Annotated in this window: 14 protein-coding genes and 6 pseudogenes; 15 read left to right on the top strand and 5 right to left on the bottom strand. The window is 64.7% G+C overall.

Features of this window, described 5'->3' with window-relative positions; genetic code table 11:
• Positions 1–3: 3 nt before the first annotated feature.
• Positions 4–594 (bottom strand): coenzyme A pyrophosphatase, encoded by a 591-nt coding sequence (locus tag A2G06_14875; protein ID ANA41313.1) that lies wholly within the window; start codon positions 592–594, stop codon positions 4–6.
• A 146-nt stretch (positions 595–740) separates the two neighbouring features.
• Between A2G06_14875 and cysM the strand changes: the two genes are divergently transcribed.
• The gene (gene cysM, locus A2G06_14870) at positions 741–1,634 is read left to right on the top strand and encodes a cysteine synthase (protein ANA41312.1); all 894 of its coding nucleotides are present in this window, start codon (positions 741–743) and stop codon (positions 1,632–1,634) included.
• A gap of 60 nt (positions 1,635–1,694) precedes the next feature.
• Here the strand turns inward: cysM and A2G06_14865 are convergent, their stop codons facing one another.
• Together A2G06_14865 and A2G06_14860 are read right to left on the bottom strand one after the other, a co-directional pair.
• On the bottom strand, positions 1,695–2,495 hold the full coding sequence (locus A2G06_14865; protein ID ANA41311.1) for an alpha/beta hydrolase: 801 nt from the start codon (positions 2,493–2,495) through the stop codon (positions 1,695–1,697).
• A gap of 158 nt (positions 2,496–2,653) precedes the next feature.
• Entirely contained in the window at positions 2,654–3,769 is a 1,116-nt protein-coding gene (locus A2G06_14860) for a chemotaxis protein (protein ID ANA41310.1), read from the bottom strand.
• Between the two features lie 259 nt (positions 3,770–4,028).
• Here A2G06_14860 and A2G06_14855 point away from each other — a divergent pair, with 259 nt between their 5' ends.
• The 10 genes and pseudogenes from A2G06_14855 (at position 4,029) to A2G06_14810 (ending at position 13,984) form a co-directional block, all read left to right on the top strand.
• Positions 4,029–4,493, top strand: a complete 465-nt coding sequence (locus A2G06_14855) for a cytochrome c nitrite reductase small subunit (GenBank protein ANA41309.1) — start codon at positions 4,029–4,031, stop codon at positions 4,491–4,493.
• A gap of 45 nt (positions 4,494–4,538) precedes the next feature.
• A complete protein-coding gene (locus tag A2G06_14850; protein ANA41308.1) occupies positions 4,539–6,005 on the top strand; it encodes a cytochrome C nitrite reductase in 1,467 nt (488 codons plus the stop codon).
• Between the two features lie 205 nt (positions 6,006–6,210).
• Positions 6,211–7,218: a 4Fe-4S binding protein gene (locus A2G06_14845; GenBank protein ID ANA41307.1), complete on the top strand. Its 1,008-nt coding sequence runs from the start codon at positions 6,211–6,213 to the stop codon at positions 7,216–7,218.
• Positions 7,219–7,296: 78 nt separating this feature from the next.
• Positions 7,297–7,751 (top strand): annotated as a pseudogene (locus A2G06_14840) (histidine kinase).
• Positions 7,752–7,901: 150 nt separating this feature from the next.
• Positions 7,902–8,584 (top strand): annotated as a pseudogene (locus A2G06_14835) (hypothetical protein).
• A gap of 40 nt (positions 8,585–8,624) precedes the next feature.
• Complete coding sequence (locus tag A2G06_14830; GenBank protein ID ANA41306.1) at positions 8,625–9,152, top strand: hypothetical protein; 528 nt, start codon at positions 8,625–8,627, stop codon at positions 9,150–9,152.
• A 138-nt stretch (positions 9,153–9,290) separates the two neighbouring features.
• Positions 9,291–11,304 (top strand): annotated as a pseudogene (locus A2G06_14825) (histidine kinase).
• Between the two features lie 32 nt (positions 11,305–11,336).
• Positions 11,337–12,440, top strand: a complete 1,104-nt coding sequence (locus A2G06_14820; protein ANA41305.1) for a bifunctional molybdopterin-guanine dinucleotide biosynthesis protein MobA/MobB — start codon at positions 11,337–11,339, stop codon at positions 12,438–12,440.
• Positions 12,441–12,535: 95 nt separating this feature from the next.
• Entirely contained in the window at positions 12,536–13,516 is a 981-nt protein-coding gene (locus tag A2G06_14815; protein ANA41304.1) for a cyclic pyranopterin phosphate synthase MoaA, read from the top strand.
• Between the two features lie 33 nt (positions 13,517–13,549).
• A complete protein-coding gene (locus A2G06_14810; GenBank protein ID ANA41303.1) occupies positions 13,550–13,984 on the top strand; it encodes a molybdenum cofactor sulfurase in 435 nt (144 codons plus the stop codon).
• 131 nt (positions 13,985–14,115) lie between these two features.
• Here A2G06_14810 and A2G06_14805 read toward each other — a convergent pair whose 3' ends face one another.
• Both A2G06_14805 and A2G06_14800 read right to left on the bottom strand, forming a co-directional pair.
• Positions 14,116–15,324 (bottom strand): SAM-dependent methyltransferase, encoded by a 1,209-nt coding sequence (locus tag A2G06_14805; protein ANA41302.1) that lies wholly within the window; start codon positions 15,322–15,324, stop codon positions 14,116–14,118.
• Between the two features lie 94 nt (positions 15,325–15,418).
• Positions 15,419–15,740 (bottom strand): annotated as a pseudogene (locus A2G06_14800) (hypothetical protein).
• Positions 15,741–16,156: 416 nt separating this feature from the next.
• Here A2G06_14800 and A2G06_14795 point away from each other — a divergent pair.
• The 4 genes and pseudogenes from A2G06_14795 to A2G06_14780 all read left to right on the top strand — a co-directional run bounded on the left by A2G06_14795 (position 16,157) and on the right by A2G06_14780 (position 20,816).
• Positions 16,157–17,176, top strand: a complete 1,020-nt coding sequence (locus A2G06_14795) for a 3-deoxy-7-phosphoheptulonate synthase (protein ID ANA41301.1) — start codon at positions 16,157–16,159, stop codon at positions 17,174–17,176.
• Between the two features lie 99 nt (positions 17,177–17,275).
• Positions 17,276–17,760, top strand: a pseudogene (locus A2G06_14790) (hypothetical protein).
• Between the two features lie 107 nt (positions 17,761–17,867).
• Positions 17,868–19,939, top strand: a pseudogene (locus tag A2G06_14785) (peptidase M1).
• A 28-nt stretch (positions 19,940–19,967) separates the two neighbouring features.
• Positions 19,968–20,816 carry a hypothetical protein gene (locus A2G06_14780; protein ID ANA41300.1) on the top strand — a complete coding sequence of 283 codons (849 nt, stop codon included), beginning with the start codon at positions 19,968–19,970 and terminating at the stop codon, positions 20,814–20,816.
• Positions 20,817–20,819: the final 3 nt, after the last annotated feature.

Below are 20,819 nucleotides of genomic sequence, written 5' to 3'. Positions count from 1 at the left end.
CGCTCATCCCCGCGCCTTGCCGAGGAGGGCCAGGAGCTGCATCACGAGCCGGTAGGTGATCCCCCACAGGACCGGTTTCCCTGACACGGGAAGGATGATGGCCGGCCGCTCGAAGAGTTCGCCGCCGAAGCGGACCGGCGCGGTCACGTGGCGGGCGGGATCGCACAGTGCCTCCAGGGAGACCCAGAAGGCGTCGCGGACCTCGCCGCCCGGATGAAGGGAAAACGCTCCGGTCACGCCGTAGACGAAGCAGGACACCCGGATCGGCAGGTGGGCCCCCTCGATGTCGGCAAGCCGGCCCAGCAGGCGGGCCGAGGCCAGGTCGACGCCCAGTTCCTCCCGGGTTTCCCGTTCGGCGGCGGCGCGGGGACCGGCATCGCCCGCCTCCACCTTGCCGCCCGGAAACCCCAGGTCGCCGGACCAGGGATCGCCATCGTGGGGGGAGCGCTCGATGAAGAGGACCGACACCCCGCTGGCGTCCCGGCGCAGGATCAGTGCCACGGCTGCAGGGGTATAGGCAGGGGCGGCCGGCCGGTTTTCCCCTCCGGCGTCCTTCAGGGTGCGTTCGATCTCGTCAAGGGTCGGGTTCGTCATGGGGATTTCCTGGGGGCAAAGGCCGGGGTGGCTCGCGAATGTTGTTTTTTACGGCATGTTCGTATAGCATGAAAGGGCATTAAGCACCTTTTTTCCGTTTAGAGGAATCCTGCCATGGAGCATCCCCCCTTTCGCTTGCCGGCAGCATCGGCATCACCCCCCTCGTTGAGCTGCGACACCTGAACCCGAATCCGCGGGTCCGCATCCTGGCCAAGTTGGAGGGGAACAACGTGGGCGGTTCCGTCAAGGACCGTCCGGCTCTCTACATGCTTGCCAAGGCGGAGGAGTCCGGCGAGTTGGTGCCGGAGAAGACCATCCTGGAGCCGACCTCCGGCAACACCGGCATCGCCCTGGCCATGCTCGGCACGGTCAAGGGATACCGGGTCAAGCTCGTGATGCCCGCCTGCGTGAGCCTGGAACGGCGCGCCGTGCTGGAGGCCTATGGCGCCGAGTTGGTCCTCTCTCCCCACGACGAGGCCACCGACGGTGCCATCCGGCTGGCCCACCGCATCCTGGAGGAGGAGCCGGACCGCTACTATATGCCCAACCAGTATGCCAATCCCAACAATCCCCTGGCCCACTACGAGACCACTGCGCCGGAGATTTTCCGCGACACAGGCGGCGCCGTCGACTTCTTCGTGGCCGGCATGGGGACGGGCGGCACCCTGATGGGAACGAGCCGCTATTTCCGGGAGAAGAAGCCTTCCGTGCGCATCGTGGGGGTGGAGCCCCGGCTGGGTCACAAGGTGCAGGGGCTCAAGAACATGCAGGAAGCCATCGTGCCTCCCATCTACCACCCCGAGGCCCTGGACCTGAAGCTGACGGTCCATGACGAGCCGGCCTTTGACACGGCCCGTGAGCTGGCCGCCCGCGAGGGCCTTTTCGTGGGGATGTCCAGCGGCGCCGCCGTGGCGGGCGCCGTCCAGGTGGCGCGGGATGCCCCGGCTGGCAGCACCATCGTGGTGCTCCTGCCGGACCGGGGAGACCGCTATCTCAGCACGGTCCTGTTCCGGTCGGTTTGCGGCAAGTGCCCCCCCTGAGAGGTCCATGCGCCTGATGTCCCACCCCAAGCCCGCATCCCACGGGCTTTTTCATGTCCGCTACCAATTGCCGAGCGAGGTGAGGAATTCCAGCAGGCAGTCGTTGAAGGCCCCCGGATGCTCCAGGTTGGCCAGGTGCCCCGCCTCGGGCACGATGCAGAGCCGGCACCCCGGAACGCCGGCGGCAATGGCCCGGGAGAATTCGGCCGGAATGGCCCGGTCACCATCGGCCCCGATGGCCAGTGCCGGCACCCGGAACCGGTCCAGAAGCGCGCCGTAGTCCGTGCGCTCCCGCATGGCCAGGAGCCCGCCCGCAAGCCCCCGCGAATCGGTGGCGCTCATCCATCCGTAGACCTCCTCAACCAGTTTCGGCCGCTCCGTGAGGTTCTGCTCGGCAAAGAGTACCTCCACAAACGCGTCCGCCACCAGTTGAGGCCCGAACTTCATCACCTCCTGGGCCAGGTGCAGCCGCCGGGCCTTGCCCGCCTCGTCGTCGGCCGGCGCCCGGGTCACGATGAAGCACGCCCCGGCAACCCGCTCCGGGTAGCGATCCAACAGGTTCATGAGGACGTAGCCCCCCATGGACATGCCGCCGATGACCGCCTGGCCGATCGCCAGATGATCCATGAGCGCCACGATGTCGTCGGCAAAGATCTCCATGGAGTAAGGGCCGTCCGGGGCATCCGATTCGCCGAAGCCCCGCAGGTCGGGGGTCACGAGGCGAAACCCGGCGCCGGTCACTGCCTGGATCTGGGGATGCCACATCTTTCTCTGCAGGGGAAAGCCGTGGATCAGGATCAGGGGCGGACCGCTGCCCTGGTCGTCATAGGCGAGGGAGATGCCGTTCACGAGAGCCTGCATGGAGGAGTCTCCTTTCAATCGTCATTGGATCAATGGGAAAACCATATACCATGCGGCGCCGTGGGGCAACAACCCCGATGGGAAAGCAAAAAAAAGCCCGCAGAAGCGGGCTATTGCAGGCAGTTGCGTACGTTTTGGGATGAAGGGCGGACGGAGGGTCAGCCGTTGCGCGAGATTTCCTCCAGATTGCCGGCAATGACCGAGGCGGTGGCTGCCTGCTCCTCGGAGGCGGTGGCGATCTGGGTGATGACGTTCTTGATCTCCTCGATGGCCTGAACGATGGTCACCAGCGACGATTCCGCCTGGAGCGAGAGGCTTTCGCTCACTTCGGCCTCCTGCTTGGCGTTTTCGATGGAACCCACGGCCTGGCGGGTTTCCCGCTGGATTTCGGCCACCATGGCGTTGATCTGCTTGGTGGAGTTCATGGTCTTGACTGCCAGGTTGCGGACCTCGTCGGCCACTACGGCGAAGCCGCGCCCCTGTTCGCCGGCGCGAGCCGCCTCGATGGCGGCGTTGAGGGCCAGGAGGTTGGTCTGGTCGGCAATTTCGTTGATGACGTTGATGATCTCGCCGATCTTCTCCGACTTGCCCCCCAGGGAGTCGACGATGGCGGCTGAATCGCGGACGATCTGGGCCACCTTCTGCATCTCCTGGACCGACCGGTTGACGATTTCCTGCCCCTCGTGGGCGTTCTGGGCCACCTGGACCGCCGAGTCCGAGGCGTTCGAGGTGTTGCGGGCCACCTCGGTCACGGTCATGCTCATCTCTTCCATGGCCGTGGCGATCTGGGCCACCCGCTCCTCCAGATATTCCTTGCGCTGCAGTTCCTGATGGTTGCGCTCGTCCACTTCCTTTTCGGCGGTGATGTCGTCCCAGCATGCCATGTAGCATTTGACCCTGCCGGGATTCTTCTTGTCCCAGATAGGGAAGGCCGTGGTGCGGAGCGTTATCCCCCCGATGGGGATCTCGGCCGAATGGGGCATCTCGCCCGGTTTGCCCAGGATCATGCGCACGCGGTTCGGGTCTTTGTGGAACTGGTGGATGGAGTGGCTCATGGCGCCGGCCACATCGGCCCCGCGCAGTCCGGCATTCAGTTCGGCGCGGTACTTCGACATCAGCTCCCGCGCCGCCTTGTTCATGTAAAAAATAGTGTTTTCAGGGGTCGCATCGCAGAGCATTACAATGTTCTTCACGTTTTCAAGCATCTGCTTGAGCACATCCAGTTCGGCGTCCTTTTCCTCCAACTGTTTCTTTATTCCCGATGCAAAAAACACGGTAGTACCTCCTTTGGACGGAAACCCTCGTGCGGTTCGGCACTGAACCACTATTAATCTACATCGGCAACAGCGGCAGATTCTTTATGGCAGAGGCGCATTTTTTTGCGCTCTGCGGCGAGGTTGCCTGCCGATGGGGATGAATGTTCGAGGTGTTGACTTGAGTCAAACAATCCGCGCCAATGATTTGTATTCTAACTATCAACCGCAGGCACTCGCGGCAGGCCGACCGGGGCGCCGCACTCGATAGGAGAATGGAATGGGAATCTCATTGTCACGACAGGTCCTGGCAACCACGCTCGTCGTCGGTATTGCGGGAGCGGCGATGGCGGCGTTCGCGCTGGTGGGCCCGCCCCGCCTGCTGGAGCACTCGGAGTCGCCGGCATTCTGCGCCGGGTGTCACGTGATGGGCGAGCAGCACGAGGCTTGGAGCCACGCCGGCGCCCACCGGAGGATCAGGTGCGTGGACTGCCATCTTCCCAACGGCAATCCGGTGGCGCACTACGTCTGGAAGTCCATCGACGGCATGAAGGATGTGGTGGCCTTCTATTCGGGCCATGTCCCCGACCCCATCACGCTGTCGTCCCATGGGGCAAAAGTCGTCCAGCAGAACTGTGTCCGGTGCCACGAGGCAACGGTGACCACCATGGACCGGACCCGCCAGTGCTGGGGCTGCCACCGGCAGTTGCGGCACAAGCTGACCGGCGCCATGGCCACCCGGTGACGGGTCGCCACAGAACATGCACTTACCGCAGGAGAGGAGAGCGATATGAATAAGAAAAGCATGAAGCGTTGGGCCGCTGTCACTGCCCTGGCCGCAACGGCAGTGGTGGCGGCGGCCGGAGCCGGCTGTGCCCCCAAGAAGGTGGAACAGGCCGGCAGGGCCGTCATCCCCGACGGCACCATCGACCCGGCCGAATGGGGGAAGGCCTACCCGGTCCACTACGATCTCTGGAAAAAGACCGAAGAGCCCACCGTGGCGGGTAAGAGCCGGTACAAGAAAGGGTATGACGACGACGGCGTCTTCTACGACAAGCTGGACGAGTTCCCCTTCCTGGCGCTCCTCTACAACGGTTGGGGATTCGGCGTGGAGTACAAGGAGCCCAGGGGCCATGCCCACATGGTGCGGGACCAGTTCGAGGTTGACCCGGGGCGGGTCAAGGCGGGAGGCTCCTGCCTCACCTGCAAGACCCCCTATGCGCCGGCCCTGCAGCAGCGCCTCGGCAAAGACTACTTCTCCAAGCCCTACCAGGAAGTCCATGCCCAGATCCCCAAGGAGCACCAGATGCTGGGCGTGGCCTGCATCGACTGCCACAACAACGATGACCTGTCCCTGAAGATTTCGCGGGGCTTCACCCTCGGCAAGGCCCTGGAGAAGCTCGGCGTGGATCAGGCGAAGCTCTCCACCCAGGAGAAGCGGACCCTGGTCTGTGCCCAGTGCCACGTCACCTACAGCATTCCCAAGGACGAGACCATGAAGTCGACCGATGTGTTCTTCCCCTGGGACGGCAGCACCTATGGCGGCATTACCATCGAGAACATCATCGCAAAACTGCGGAGCAACCCGGCACACGGCGAGTGGACCCAAGGGGTAACCGGCTTCAAACTCGCCTTCATCCGCCACCCCGAGTTCGAGCTCTTCTCCAACAACAGTGTTCACTGGCAGGCGGGGGTCGCCTGCAGCGACTGCCACATGCCCTACACCAAGGTGGGCACCCGCAAGGTTTCCGATCACCGGGTCATGAGCCCCCTGAAGAACGATCTCAAGGCGTGCCAGCAGTGCCATGCCGAGAGCCCCGAATGGCTCCGCAACCAGGTCTACGCCATCCAGGACCGGACCATGTCCCAGTTCATCCGGGCCGGATACGCCACCGCCACCGCGGCCAAGCTCTTCGAAATGACCCACAAGGCCCGGGCCGAAGGGAAGCAGATCGACAAGGCCCTCTATGACCAGGCCAGGGATCACTACGAGGAGGCGTTCTACCGGGTGGTCTTCATCGGCGCCGAGAACTCGGTCGGGTTCCACAACCCCACCGAGGCCCTGCGGATCACGGGCGACGCCAACTCCCACGCGGGCAAGGCCGAGGCGCTCCTGCGGCAGGCCCTGACCAAGGCCGGGGTGACGGTTCCCCTGAAAGTCGACCTGGAACTGGCCAAGTACACGAACAACCGTGGGGTGAAAAAGCTCATGTTCAAGCCCGAGCACGAGATCAAGGATCCCCTGGCGGCAAAGTAACTCACAATGTAATCCAACATAAGCAGCCAAGCATAACCACGGAGGGCCCAGAGGAAAACGTCGAGGAACGCAACCCCCGGAATCTCATCTGCATTGTGACGACAGCCCGGCTTGTTTCAGGAGTTGACCGCAATCCAGCGTTTTCTTTCCGTAGCCTCTGTGCCCTCTGTGGGTAGCCGCTTGTTCAGGTTTATCGAGGTATGTCATGAAAGTTAGCCATCTCCCCATACGCATTCCCTTCTGGCGCGCCCTTGTCCAGTGGGGCTTCTTCGCCTGGGTCGTCGTCATGGGCATCCGCTTCGGCGTCTTTGTCCGCCACTTCGAGACCGGCGGCGCAACCCCGCTTGTTTCCCGCCCGCCGGGCGTGGAAGGGTTCCTGCCCATCGGCGCCCTGGCCAGCACCAAGCTCTGGCTCGCCACCGGCACCATCAACCCGGTCCACCCGGCAGCCCTGGTCATCTTCCTCACCATCGTGGGCATGAGCCTTGTGGCGAAGAAGTCGTTCTGCTCCTGGCTCTGCCCGGTTGGGACCCTGTCGGAGGCGGCCTGGAAGCTGGGACAACGGCTCTTTGGCCGCAATTTCCGGGTCTGGCCCCGGCTCGATTGGGTCCTGCGGGGGGCGAAGTACCTGCTGCTCATCTTTTTCGTCAAGATCATCCTGATCGACATGCCGGCCTTTGCCCTGGCGGCCTTTCTCGATACCCCCTACTGGGCCGTGAGCGACGTGAAGATGCTCCACTTCTTCACCAGGATGTCGGGCACCACGATAACGGTCCTCGCCGTGCTCACGGCGCTGTCGCTCATCTACAAAAACGCCTGGTGCCGCTATCTCTGCCCCTACGGCGCGCTGCTGGGGGTGGCGAGCTTCCTGAGCCCCTTCAAGATCCGGCGCGACGCTGCCGGCTGCACCGGCTGCCGCAACTGCTCCAGGGCCTGCCCGTCCGGGCTTCCGGTCCACGAGCGCGAGACGATTCGCTCCGCCGAATGCACTGGCTGTCTCACCTGCGTGGCCAACTGTCCCCAGCGGGAGGTGCTCCGCATGGCGCCGCCCCTCTGGCGACGGCCGCTCCCGGCATGGGTGTTTCCTGCCGTGGTGGTGCTCCTCTTCGCCGCCGGCATCGGCACCGGCATGGCCACCGGCACCTGGCAGAGCTCACTTGCCTATGAGGACTACCGGCAGCTCATCCCCATGGTGCCGTACCTGAGCCACTGAGGAGGATGCGAGGGGCTTGACCCCCGTCCACGACGGGGTACTGTATATCATCAAACATGGAAGAACAGGAGGTGTCGCATGGCTGACGATACGAACGATGTCCTGTATCGCCTGGTTGCCGAGGGAGTTCCCGATGCCGTTGTCTATGCCGACCGGGAAGGGATCATCCGGCTCTGGAGCCCGGGGCCGAACGGATGTTCGGCTTTGCCGCAGCCGACGCGGTGGGGCAGTCCCTGGACCTCATCATCCCCGAGAATCTCCGGGCCCGGCACTGGGAGGGGTACCGCCGGGTCATGGACACAGGCACGACCCGCTACGGCACCAAGCTGCTCACGGCACCGGCCCTGCGCGCCGACGGCAGCCGCCTGTCCACCGAGTTTTCCATGGCGCTCGTGCGCGACGGAGCCGGTGACATGGCCGGCAGCGGCGCCGTGATTCGTGACGTGACCGAACGCTGGCTGAAGGAAAAGGATATGAAAGAGCGCCTGGCTGAGCTGGAACGGTGCTGCGGCACCGACCGGCCCGGCCGGTAGCGCTTTGGCGTGAAAGGAAAAGAACGGCATGGAGTATTTCATCGCAGGACAGGCCCTCTGCTGGGGGCTCGTTGCGGCGGCCGCCCTGCTCTGGAAAAGGGAGTGAGGCAGTCTCCACCCATTACAACCACGTAAAGGAGAACCTGAACCATGAACAAGAAGACCATCGTTATCCCCGCCCTTTATCTGGCCCTTCTCTCCGCCGGGGTCACCCTGTCCGCCGGCAGTGCCCGGGCCCACTGTGATACCCTGGACGGCCCGGTCGTCCAGGATGCCCGCATCGCCCTGGAGAAGAACGACGTAACCCCGGTCCTCAAGTGGGTTAGGGAGAAGGATGAAGCAAAGATTCGCAGTTCCTTCAGGGAAACCGTGGCAGCGGCGAAGAAGGGAGCAAAGGCGAAGGAGGCGGCCGAGCACCGCTTTTTCACCTCTCTCGTGAAGGTCCACCGGGCCGCGGAAGGAGCACCCTTTACCGGACTCAAGCCCGCCGGGACGGTGGAGCCCGCGGTGGCGGCGGCCGACAGCGCCCTGGCGTCGGGTTCATCGGCCGAACTCGTAAAGATCGTCACCGATGCGGTTGCCGCCGGTATCCGCGAGCGCTTCGACCGGGTTGCCGAGGCGAAGAAACACAAGGACGAGAGCGTGGCCGCCGGCCGGAAGTACGTGGCGGCCTACGTGGAGTACACCCACTACGTGGAGCGCCTCCATCGGGACGCGGAGGGGCACGCCGCCCACCACGGCGGCCCGGAGGGGCACGCCCCCACCACGGCGGCCCGGACGGGACGAAGGCGCCCCACGGCCACGGCGATGCCCATGCGAGCCACGGCCACTGATCGCGCCGTTCATTGATCCAGGCATGGAGGCCGTGCGCGCTTGAAAAAACGGATCACCCGGTTACCCGGCAAGATGAAAGGGCAGGGGAGGAACAGGGAGCGTCCTCCCCTGTCGTTCAAATACGCCCTGTGGGGGTGTGTGAGCGGGATGGCAGGGGTCCTTGCCATCATGGCGGTGACCCGCATGGCGGGCCATCCCCTGCTGATCGGCTCCTTCGGCGCATCGGCGGTGCTTTTGTTCGGGGCCGCCGAATCTCCCTTCGCCCAGCCCCGCAACCTGGTGGGGGGACACTTGGTTTCCGCCGTTGCCGCGGTGGCGGTGACGGCCTGGCTCGGGTCCGGTCCCGTTGCCGTCGCCCTGGCAGTGGGGGCGGCTACCCTCCTCATGTACCTCACCCGCACCATCCATCCACCCGGTGGCGCCACTGCCCTGATCGGCGTCCAGGGGCACGCGGGGCTCTCCTTTCTCGTGGACCCGGTGTTGACCGGCGCGCTGATCCTGCTGACAGTGGCCCTGTTCACCAACAATATCGTCCAGCACCGGCACTATCCGGAGCAGTGGTGGTAGGGAAGCCGGTCCGGGGAACGCTGTCCGCGCCGGGAAAATAAGCTTGCCCGCATACCCCGGTTCCGGTAAGCTCGACCGTAACACCCTGCCGTTCCTCCCGCCATCAGCCGCCGGCGTTTTCGGAGTTGCGCATCATCGATGGACAGCCCGCCCCTCTATAACAGCAGGATCTTCGATACCTATCTGAAGCTCCTCGCACAACGGTATCCCCACGTTCGGCCGATGACGTGCTCAGCCATGCCGGCATGTCGGTACACGAGGTCGCGGACCCCGGCCACTGGTTCACCCAGCAGCAGGCGGACCGCTTTTACGAGGCACTCGCGCGGATGACCGGCACCCCCGACATCGCGCGGGAAGCGGGCCGTTTCGCCGCATCACCCGAGGCGCTCGGCCTGGTACGGCAGTACATCCTCGGGCTGGTGGGGCCTGCCCGCGGCTATGCCCTCCTCAATCGTGCGGCAGCCTTTTTTACCCGGTCATCGACGTTCGAGTCCCGGAAGATGGGGGATAACCGGATCGAGGTCTCGGTTCGCTTCCGGCCGGGGGTGAGTGAGCGGCCGTACCAATGCGCCAACCGCATGGGATTCCTCGAAGCACTTGTCCTCATCTTCAGCCGGCGTCTCCCGGAGATCGAACATCCCGAGTGCATCTTCCGGGGCGGTGAGATCTGCCGCTACGTGATTTCCTGGCCCAGGGGTCGCGCCGACCTCTGGCGGACGGGGCGACGCTGGGGGCTTCTCGGCGGCTCGGTTCTCGGGCTTGCCACCCTTCTCCTGAGCCCCTCTCTGTTCCCCCCTGTGGCGGCAGTGGTCATCCCCCTGATTCTGCTCCTCTTTCTTGCCGCCGAGCGCGCCGAGAACAAGGATTTGAGTGCCACCCTCGACACCCTGCGGGACTCTGCCGACAAACTGCTCGGCCAGTGTCAGTCAAACAGCGACAACGCGCTGTTAGTGAGCGAAATCGGGCAGGTGGTCAGCAGCAAGAGCGACATCGGGCAGATCCTGACCAGTATTGCCGCGTTGCTGGAGAAGCGGCTCGACTACGACCGGGGCGTGATCATGATGGCCGATGCCGACGGAAGCACGCTCAGGGTGCTGGCCAGCTTCGGGTTCGACGAGGCAGGTCGGCGGGTCATCCACGATACGCCCATTGCGCTGGACGGCATCGGCCCCCGCGGCGTCGTGGCCGCCTCGTTTCTCGACCAGAAGCCGTTCCTGGTGAACGACCTCGACGAGATCGGCCACCTCATCCCGCCGCTGCACCGGGAGGTGGGACGCCGGCTGGACATTCGCTCCTTCATCAGTTGCCCCATCGTCTGCGAGGGGCAATCCCTCGGCGTGCTGGCGGTGGACACGAACCGCACCGGCAGGCCGTTGCTCCAGAGCGACCTGAGCCTCCTCATGGGGATTGCGCCGGTGATCGGCATCAGCATCCACAACGCCGAGCACTTGGCCCGGGAACAGCGGCAGGCCGCCCTGCTGGAGGTCGCCAACCAGGAGTTGGAGGCGTTCTGCTACACCGTGGCCCACGACCTCCAGGCACCGCTCCGGGCCATCAACGGCTACTGTGCGGTCATCCGTGAGGAGTGCGGCGACCGGCTCCCTCTGCCGGCTCCCGCCTACTTCTCCCGGATCGGCGCGGCAGCGGTGCGGATGGGTGAGTTGATCGACGATCTGCTCGCCCTCTACCGGGTAACCCGCCGCGACCTGGCATGGGAGGAGATCGACCTGAGCGCCTGGCGGGCGAAGTGGCGGGGGAACTGCAACAGCGGGAGCCGGGCCGCGCGGTGGAGTTTGCCATTGCCGCCGGCGTTACTGTCCGGGGAGACCGGCAACTGCTGCGGATTGCCCTGGAAAACCTGCTGGGCAACGCCTGGAAATATACCGGCACGCGCTGCGTGGCGCTCATCGAGTTCGGCACGGCAGAGGTAGGCGGCGTTTCCGCCTGTTTCATCCGGGACAATGGCACCGGCTTTGACATGCGGTATGCCGACAAGTTGTTCCGGCCCTTCCAACGGCTCCATCGGGACGGTGAATTCGAGGGGACCGGCATCGGCCTGGCCACGGTGTACCGGATCGTGACCCGCCACGGCGGGCGGATCTGGGCCCAAGCCGAAGAGGGCCGGGGCGCCGTGTTCTACATCGCCCTTTGACTCTTCGTCCGTTTCCCCCGTACAATCCGCTCATGGACAATCCTCTCCTCACCGACGTGACCGGCGTGATCCTCGTGGGCGGCCGGAGCCGCCGCATGGGACGGGACAAGGCTCTCCTCCCCCTGGGTGGCGCGCCTCTCGTGGCGCGGGCGATCGACGCCTTCCGCCGGGTCTTTGCCCGGACCGTGCTGGTGGGCGACCGGGGGGAGCGCTTCCGGGAACTCGGCATGGAGGTGATCTCCGATATCCACCCCGGCAGCGCCCTGGGCGGGCTCCACGCGGGCCTCGCCCGGGCCGGAACGCCGTACGTGTTCGTTGCGGCATGTGACGTGCCGTGGCCCGATTCCCGGGTAATCGCGCACCTTTGCTCCCTGCGGCCGGGTTACGACGTGGTGGTGCCGGTCACCGGCGGAGGGCTCGAACCCCTCTTCGCCGTGTACGGCACGGGCTGTCTTCCGGCGGTGGAGCGGATGCTGCGGCAGGGGAACTGCCGAATCTACGATTTCTACCCCGAGGTGCGGACCCGCCGGGTGGCCATGGCGGAACTGGCCGGTCTCGCTGCCCCGGAACGGACGTTCGTCAATGTCAATACGCCGTCCGAGTTCGAGCACATCAGGCATCTGGAGGAGGCACCAATGGCCAAGACCGTATCGTTCGTGGCAAAGTCCGGGACCGGCAAAACCACGCTTCTGGAGAAGGTCATCGCCGAGTTGAAGTCCCGCGGTTACCGGGTCGGCGCCATCAAGCACGACGCCCACCGCTTCGATATCGATCACCCGGGCAAGGACAGCTATCGGTTTACCGCGGCCGGGGCGGACACCATGCTCATCTCTTCGCCCGAAAAGCTGGCCGTGGTGAAGAAGCACGAGGCATCCCCCCCCATCGAGGAGTTGATCGCCACCTACTTCGGCGATGTGGACATCATCATCACCGAGGGGTTCAAGAAGAGCGGCCTTCCCAAGATCGAGGTCCACCGCCGGGAGCGGAGCCCGACGCTGCTCTGCCGCGGTGAGCAGCATGACCCGACCCTGCTGGCGGTGGCGAGCGACGAGCCCCTGGAACTGGACGTGCCGGTCCTGGATCTGAACGATCCGAAGCAGGTGACCGACTTCGTGGAGGAGCGATTTCTGAAGTAACGGCGTTGACGGTTTCGTATACACTCTCCTCTGTCACGGGTCATTCTGTTATAGTGACAAAAATGCAACACCGTATCTTTCCGCCTGGATTTCCCATGGAACTCATTGACAGCTTCGGCCGCCGCATCAACTATCTCCGCCTCTCGGTCACCGACCGGTGCAATCTCCGCTGCAGCTACTGCATGCCGGCCGAGGGGGTGGAAAAGCTCGCCCATGGCGACATCCTTTCCTACGAGGACCTCTTCCGCATTGCCCGGGCCGCCGTTGCCATAGGCATCGAAAAGATCCGGATCACCGGCGGCGAGCCCCTGGTCCGCAAGGGAATCGTTCCGTTCCTGGCCCGTATTGCCGCCATTGAGGGGCTTCGGCATCTGGTCCTCACCACCAATGGCCTCTTGCTGCCGGAAATGGCGGCCGATCTCCGGAGCGCGGGTGTCCAGCGGCTCAACATCAGCCTTGACTCGCTCAGGGCTGACACGTTCCGGGCCATCACCAGGACCGGCGAGCTGCAACGGGTGTTCGACGGCATTGCCGCCGCCGATGCGGCCGGTTTTCCTCCTCCCAAAATCAATATGGTGGTCATGCGCGGTATCAATGACGGTGAAGTGGCTGATTTTGCCCGCCTCACCATGGACCGTCCCTGCACGGTGCGTTTCATCGAGTACATGCCGGCCACGCGGGAGAACAACTGGCAGTCCCTGACCGTGCCGGGCCGGGAAATCCTCGACCGGATCTCCGCATCGTACGAGCTTGAGCCGGTGGAGAAAGGGGCCTGTGCCGGACCGTCCAGGGACTTCCGGATCCGGGGCGCTGCCGGGACACTTGGCGTGATAACCGCCGTTTCCGGGCATTTTTGCGGCGACTGCAACCGCGTCAGGGTCACCTCGACCGGCATGGCCAAGAGCTGTCTCTTCTCGGATGAAGGGTTCGACCTGCGTCCGTTTCTCGACACCGGCGACCCGATTATCCTCCAGGAGGCACTGCGGCGGATCGTGGGGGTCAAGCCCGAGCGCCACGGCATGAGCGCGCGCAAGGCGGAGCACCAGGCGTTTTCCATGGCGAAGATCGGCGGATAACAGTGCCGGAAGCACCACAAGCGGGAGGGTCTCATGTCAGCGAGAGTAGTTGCCGTCTGTATCAGCAGGAACAAGGGGGAGCGCAAGACGCCGGTGGCGGGCGTGGAGTTGCGGGAGAACCACGGCATTGCGGGCGACGCCCATGCCGGCGACTGGCACCGCCAGGTGAGCCTTCTGGCCAAGGAGAGCATCGACAAGATGCGGGCTCTGGGGCTCGACGTGGATAACGGCGATTTTGCCGAGAACATCACCACCGAGGGGATCGACCTGCCGGCGCTACCGGTGGGTGCGCGTTTGACGGTGGGGGAGACGCTCCTCGAAGTGACCCAGATCGGCAAGGAGTGCCACACCCGCTGTGCCATCTACTATCAGGCCGGCGACTGCGTCATGCCCAAGGAAGGCATTTTTGCCCGGGTCCTGACGGGAGGAGCGGTGAAACCGGGGGATGGCATCGTCCGGGTGCCCTAGCATTACCTACCGGCCAGTTCCCGCCCGTAATTCCCTTCGCGGTGAAACCTCTCCACGTGTCCTGCCGCTCCTGCATCCGCCGGTTCTCTTTCCCCGCCTTTCAGGGATACCCACGGGACGTAACGTACCCGTTACGTCTTCCCCTTGACACTGACCACATATTTCAGATAGCGCCCTTCGGGGAAGGTGACCGGGTAGGGGAAATCTTCAGGCTGGCCGGCCAGGGAGATCACCCGCACGGTGCTGCCCGCCTGGAGCGCTCCACGGCGCAATTCCTTGAGGTAGTCGGCCACATCCACCTTCTGGTGGTTGGAGGAGGTGATCAGGAGCCCCCCTTCCGCCAGCAGGGGAAGCGAAGCGGCAACAAGGTCCGAGGTGCCGCCGCGCGTGGTGAAGCGGCTTTTCGACGTGGTTGAGAAGGAAGGGGGGTCCATCAGGACGATGTCGAAACGCTCCTGCCGGCGGGCGAGTTCCGCCAGGGTGTCCATGCAGTCGCCCACAATGAATTCGTGGCGCTTGGGATTGAGGCGGTTTGCCTCAAAATGGGCCTTTGCCCAGTCGGTGTAGGTGGGAGAGGCATCCACGCTTGTCACGCGGCTCGCTCCGCCCGCCGCGGCTGCCACGGAAAAGGCGCCGGTATAGGCGAAGAGATTGAGCACCCGCTTGCCGGCTGTCCGGGCCATCAACTGGCCGCGGTTGGCGCGCTGGTCCAGGAACAGGCCGGTGTTCAGGCCCCGCTCCAGTTCGACCAGGAAGGTCAGGCCGTTTTCCCGCACCGCTAGCCGTGGCGGTGCGGCGGCGCCGGCCAGGAGCCGCCCGTAACGCTTGGTGTCGCTCACCGCTTCCAGCTCCCGCGTGTTGCGGGGGCGGGTTTTTTCATAAATGCCGGCCGGTTTCAGGGCCCCGGCCAGCACCCGGGTCAGTTCCGGCAGGTGCGGCCGCCACCCCCCGCAGTAAAGCTGAACCATCAGGTAGTCGCCGTAGCGGTCCACCGTGATGCCCGGCAGACCGTCCCCTTCGCCGTTCACGAGCCGGTAGGCATCGGTCTCCTCAAGGGGGACATGGGACCGCCGCAGCTCCAGGGCGTCTTCCAGCCGCTGTGCCAGCCACCTTTCCCCCAGGCGGAATCCTTTTCCTCCCAGCACCCGCGCCACAATGCGCTCGCCCGGGTCCAGGAGGGCCGTTGCGAGGAAGCGCCCCGAGGCATCCACCAGTTCCACCAGGTCGCCGGCCGATCCGGCGGGCCACTTTTTCGTATAGGCGTCGGCGATGATCCAGGGATGCCCCAACTCCAGCATCCGCACCGATTCAGGGCCGACGACGCAGCGTAGAGCTCCCATCGTCTTCTCCTTGTTCCGGTGAAACTGTTAACACAGCTACCGGCCGCGGGCAACGAATTAATCGAACGGTTGCCGTTGCCGGACCATGGCCCGCTCAGGCGTTTTCGATTCCGTGGAGCCGGAGCGCAAAGGTCAGGCCGCAGCCGGCCAGGGGATGATTCCCATCCAGAACTACATGGGCGCCGGTCACCTCCACCACAAGCATGATCCGCCCGGCGCGGGCCATGGGCGTCTGCGGCGGCGACCAGGATGCTCCTGGCCTCGCCCGGCCGCATGCCGATGATTGAGAGCCCCAGGGCGGGGAAAATCTCGTTCTTGCCAATGGTGAAGCGCAGCGGCGCCTCGCTGGTGGTGCTGTCGAAGGTTCTGCCGTTGTCCGGGATGCCTTGCCTATAACCACCGGCTGTCTCGGCCATGGTTCCAGCCGCGGGAGTCTTGTTCGGCTTGTGGGTAACTGGTTGAAAATGCGTTGGTGCCGTGTCGCGTCGAAGCACTGGGAAGAATAAAAGCAGAAATCGAACCAATGGCGTATCCGTTGCGAATTAATGCTTGACAATATCCGGCCGGATCGGCAACTATACGATCTATGATGAATTCGGGCCTCTATTTCTACGAGAACGTTTACTTTTGGTACGGCTTTTATTTTAGGCCGTCTGCCCAGGGTAGGGGTTTGTCGTAGGGGAAGCACACACCATACACTAAACCGGAAGCCGAGGGTGGACAGGAAACCACCCCCGGCTTTTCAGTTTTCAAGACCAATACTGCAGCACCACTGGGCCGGGGGAGAAATCCTCCGGCCTTTTTGTCTTTCGGGAAACCACGGGAGGAAGGGATGATCATCGTCATGAAAGCGGGAGCGGCAAAAAAAGACCGGGACGAGGTAATCAGGCGGATCAGCGAGCTGGGCTACAATCCCCACGTCATCCATGGCACCACGCGGGACGTGATCGGGGCCGTGGGGGACGAGCGGGGCAAGCTGGTCCTTCAGGGCATCGAGTCCATGCACGGCGTGGAGAGCGTGGTGCCGATCCTGAAGCCGTACAAACTGGCATCAAGGGAGGTGAAGCCCGAGCCGAGCGTTGTCGCCATTACGGATACCGTGGTCATCGGCGGACCCGAAGTCATTGTCATGGCCGGGCCCTGTTCGGTCGAGGGAGAGACCATGATCATCGAGACGGCAAAGGCGGTAAAGGCGGCCGGAGCCCAGGTGCTGCGGGGCGGAGCATTCAAGCCGCGCACCTCTCCCTACTCCTTCCAGGGACTCGAAGAGGAGGGGCTCAAGCTGCTGGCCAAGGCGCGCGAAGAGACGGGCCTCCCCATCGTGACCGAGGTGGTCAATCCCGAGACGGCTGAACTGGTGGCCGAGTACTCCGACATTCTCCAGATCGGAGCCCGCAATGCCCAGAACTTCGCCCTGCTCAAGAAGGTGGGGCAGCTCCGGCGCCCAGTGCTCCTCAAGCGGGGCATGTCCATGACCATCCAGGAATTCCTCATGAGCGCCGAGTATGTCATGAGCGAAGGGAACCAGTCGGTTATCCTCTGCGAGCGCGGCATCCGCACCTTCGAAACCGCCACCCGCAACACCCTGGATCTCTCGGCCATCCCGGTGTTGAAGCAGATGACCCATCTGCCTGTTATTGCCGATCCTTCCCATGGCACCGGAAACTATCACTACGTGGCACCCATGGCCCTGGCCGCTGTTGCCGCCGGCGCGGACGGCCTCATGATCGAGGTGCATCCCGATCCCGAGCGAGCGTCGTCCGACGGACCCCAGTCGCTCAAGCCGAAGAAATTCGACGCGCTCATGGCGAAGCTGCGGCTCGTGGCGGAGTCCGTGGGCAGGCGACTGTAGCGACGAGCAGCCGCCTGTCCCATGCCGGGTCGGGAAAGGGGTTGCGGGGAGGCGGGAGATTCGTTATGGTGAGAAAATATTAATCCATGGAGGGATTACATGACGCTCGTTCGACTGACACTGTTTCTGACGGCCCTGCTCGCGGCCACTCACGCCTTCGCGGCTCGGCCGGCTCGGCAGGCGGCGCCGGTTGCCGAATCGGAGGCTCGGCTGGCCCTGGAGTCGATCCTCGATCTCTGGCGCGACGGCAACTACGACGCCCTCTACGAACGGACGAGCATCACCGGTGGCGGGAGTCGCGAAGCATTTGCTCGTCGCCTTGCCGGAGCCTCGCGCCGCCCGGCGTGCTGTTGGGAGAAGATGCAGGAGGTCCGGGTGACGGTGCGCGGCACTGATTCCGTCTCCGTTCGGGCCACCTTCGGCCTGGAGGGAGGACCGGGCGGCACCGACCACGTGACGCGGGCCATCCGCCTCGTTCGGGAGGACGGCGTCTGGAAGGCGGCGCGGGCCGATATCCTTGCCTGGCGGGTGAAAAGCGGACAACATACCGTTATGTGAAGCGGGAGGGGAACGCCGGACAGTAGCTGATCCGGGAGGAATGTCGCCCCGCCCCGCGGCTCCGGTCATGCGGCGGGGCGGGCTTCCGGGGCAGCCCTTGGTATCGGGCGGTTTGATGGTATAGTTGTTCACCATGAAACCTTACATCGCCCTTTCGGCCATCCTGGTCGCCATGCTCCTTGTGGCCTGTTCGGCACGGGGAGAAGTGCGCGTCGTCCGGCAGGAGATTGCCGTGCTGCTCGTGCCGCCGCAGCATCTCGTCGTCGGTGAAAGCACCCTGCATCTCGCACCCGGCGCTGCCGGGGAGCTCAGCCTTGCCCTCAACGGCTCGGCCCGGCTCGAAGCCGTGCGCCTGGACGGCCGCGACATCCCTTTCCGCAGGGAGGGCGGGGCGCTCCGGCTGAATCTGCCCGTAGGCACCGGCGAGCGGCGGGTGACGGTTGCCTACCGTTGCATATTCAATGATCCGGCCCCGGAGCGGCCGGTGGTGACGGAGGACCCCTCCTACGGGGTGAGCGCCGTGGTTGCCGAGCGGGGGACCTATCTCGGCAGCGGCGCGGGCTGGTATCCGGAACCGACGGCGCCGCCGGGCAGCCGAATCGTCACCGTCAGAGCCCCCGAAGGCATCGAGGCCGTGACCGCCGGTCGGCGCGCGGCCAGGGCAACGGCCGGGGGCGTCACCACTTCGGTCTGGGAGGAGGAGCACCCCGCCGAGGCCCTCTCGCTGTCGGCCGGCGCTTACGTGGTCGCCGAACGGAACGTGGACGGCATCCCTCTCTACACGTATCTCTACCCCGAAAACGCGGCGCTCGCCGACCGCTATCTGGAGGCGTCCGCCGGCTACCTCCGGTTCTACGCGGAGAAATTCGGCCCCTATCCCTTTGAGAAGTTCGCCGTGGTGGAGAACTTCTTTCCCACCGGTTACGGCTTCCCGTCCTACACCCTCATCGGCGGCACGGTCATCCGGCTTCCCTTCATCGTCCATACGAGCCTCCCCCACGAGATAGCCCACTGCTGGTGGGGCAACGGAGTGCTGGTGGCCTACGACCGCGGCAACTGGTCCGAGGGGCTCGTCACCTATCTGGCGGACCACCTGCTGGAGGAGCGGAAATCGGCCCGGGATGGGCGTGACTACCGCTACCGCCTCCTGGCAGACTATGCTTCGCTGGTACCCGCCGGAGAGGATTTTCCGCTGCGGCGATTCCTGGGACGGGTCGATCCGGCCTCCCGTGCCATCGGCTACGGCAAGGGAGCCATGCTGTTCCACATGGTCCGCCGGGAAATTGGTGACGATGCCTTTTTCGGCGCACTCAGGCAAGTGTTTCGGGAGTTCCGGTTCAAGGCGGCATCATGGGACGATTTCGCCCTGGCCTTTTCCCGCGCCTCGGGCCGCGACATGGTTTCGTTCATGAACCCGTGGCTCGAACGGACCGGCGGCCCACGTCTCGCCCTGGCCGAGGTGAAGCGGCGGCAGGTTGGGGACGGCTGGCTCGTGAGCGGGGTGGTCCGGCAGGAGGGCGATGCGTTTCCTGGGCGGGTGCGGGCGCGGGTGGACGCCGGCGGCACGTCCCGGGACAGCCTGGTGGAGACGACGGGCGGGCGCACCGGCTTTACGGTTGCCGTGAGCGGGCCGCCCGAGCGGGTTACGCTCGATCCCGAGGCGGATACCTTTCGCCTCCTGTCGCCGGAGGAACTCCCGGCAACGGTGAACAGGATCAAGGGGAGCACGGCCCTGACGGTCGTAACGGCACCCGGCTGCGGTGCTGACAGGGATACCCTGGCGCTTCTTCTCCGTTCCCTCGATCAGGCGGAGGCTCCGCTGATCCGGCAGGACCAGGTCGATGCCGCGGCCCTGGCCGGTCGCGACATTCTTTTTTGCGGCGTCCCCGGGACGACTGGTATCCGGTCGCCGCTGCCCCACGGCGTTTCAGCGTCTGCCGGCGCCTTTGCCGTGGACGGCACGACCTATGCCGGAGCCGGCGACATGCTCTTCGCGGTCGCCACCCGGCCCGACGCGCCGGGCCGGGTAACGGCGTTCCTCCATTCCCTCTCCCCGGCCGCCGCCGGGGCGGCAGCCTCAAGATCACCCATTACGGGCGCTACGGGGTGCTCGTCTTCTCGGGCGGGAACAACCGGGTGAAGGAAGCTCCCCCGGCGCTCAGCGAAACCAGCGTGGTAACGTTTGACCGGCAGGTTGACAGATAGGATGGCGCGACGTCATTCGGGAGGAAGCATGAAGCGATTGGGAACATTCGCCGGGATTGCGCTGGTGCTGGTCCTCACTGCGGTGGTGGCACGCACCTGCTTCAGCCATGATCTGATCGTGCGGCTCATGGATCGGAGGGAGATCGGCTTCGAGGAGATGATGCGGGATCTGAAGGGGGGCAAGGTGATCTATGTGGGGGAGACCCATGACAATCCCTATCACCATGACCTTCAGCTCAGGATTGTCCGCGAGCTCCATCGGGCCGGCGTGCCGCTGGCCATTGCCATGGAGATGTTCACCTACGAAAGCCAGGATGAACTGGACCGTTGGGTGGCGGGGGAAACCGATCCGGCGTCATTTCAACGGATCTACCTGAAAAACTGGAACTTCCCCTGGGCCCTCTATGGCGACATCCTGCTGTTTGCCCGGGACAGGCGCATCCCTCTCGTGGGCCTCAACGTCCCCCGGGAGGTAACCCGCAAGGTTGCCCGCCAGGGGTTCGAGTCCCTGTCGCGCGAGGAGCGCCGTAAGCTCCCCCCCAGTATCACCTGTGACGTGGATGCTGCGTACATGGCCATGATCCGGCGTTCCTACTCGGATCACGATACCAGCGCCAAGACCTTCAAGAACTTCTGCGAGGCCCAGATGCTCTGGAACAAGTCCATGGCCTATCACCTGGTCGAGTATCTGAAGAACAACCCCGGCCGGACCGTTGTGGTCATCACCGGCAGCGGGCATGCCGTGCGGGGGGGGATGCCGGTCCAGGTCGACCGGGAAAAGCCCGGTCTCGCCAGCAGGGTGGTTCTTCCCGATCCGGTGGTTCAGAACGGGTCGATCTCCGTGGAGGACGCCGACTACCTCTGGCTGTCGCACTGACGC

This window comes from Geobacter anodireducens, assembly GCA_001628815.1.
GTDB lineage: Bacteria > Desulfobacterota > Desulfuromonadia > Geobacterales > Geobacteraceae > Geobacter > Geobacter anodireducens.
This window is presented reverse-complemented; position numbering and strand designations above follow the sequence as displayed.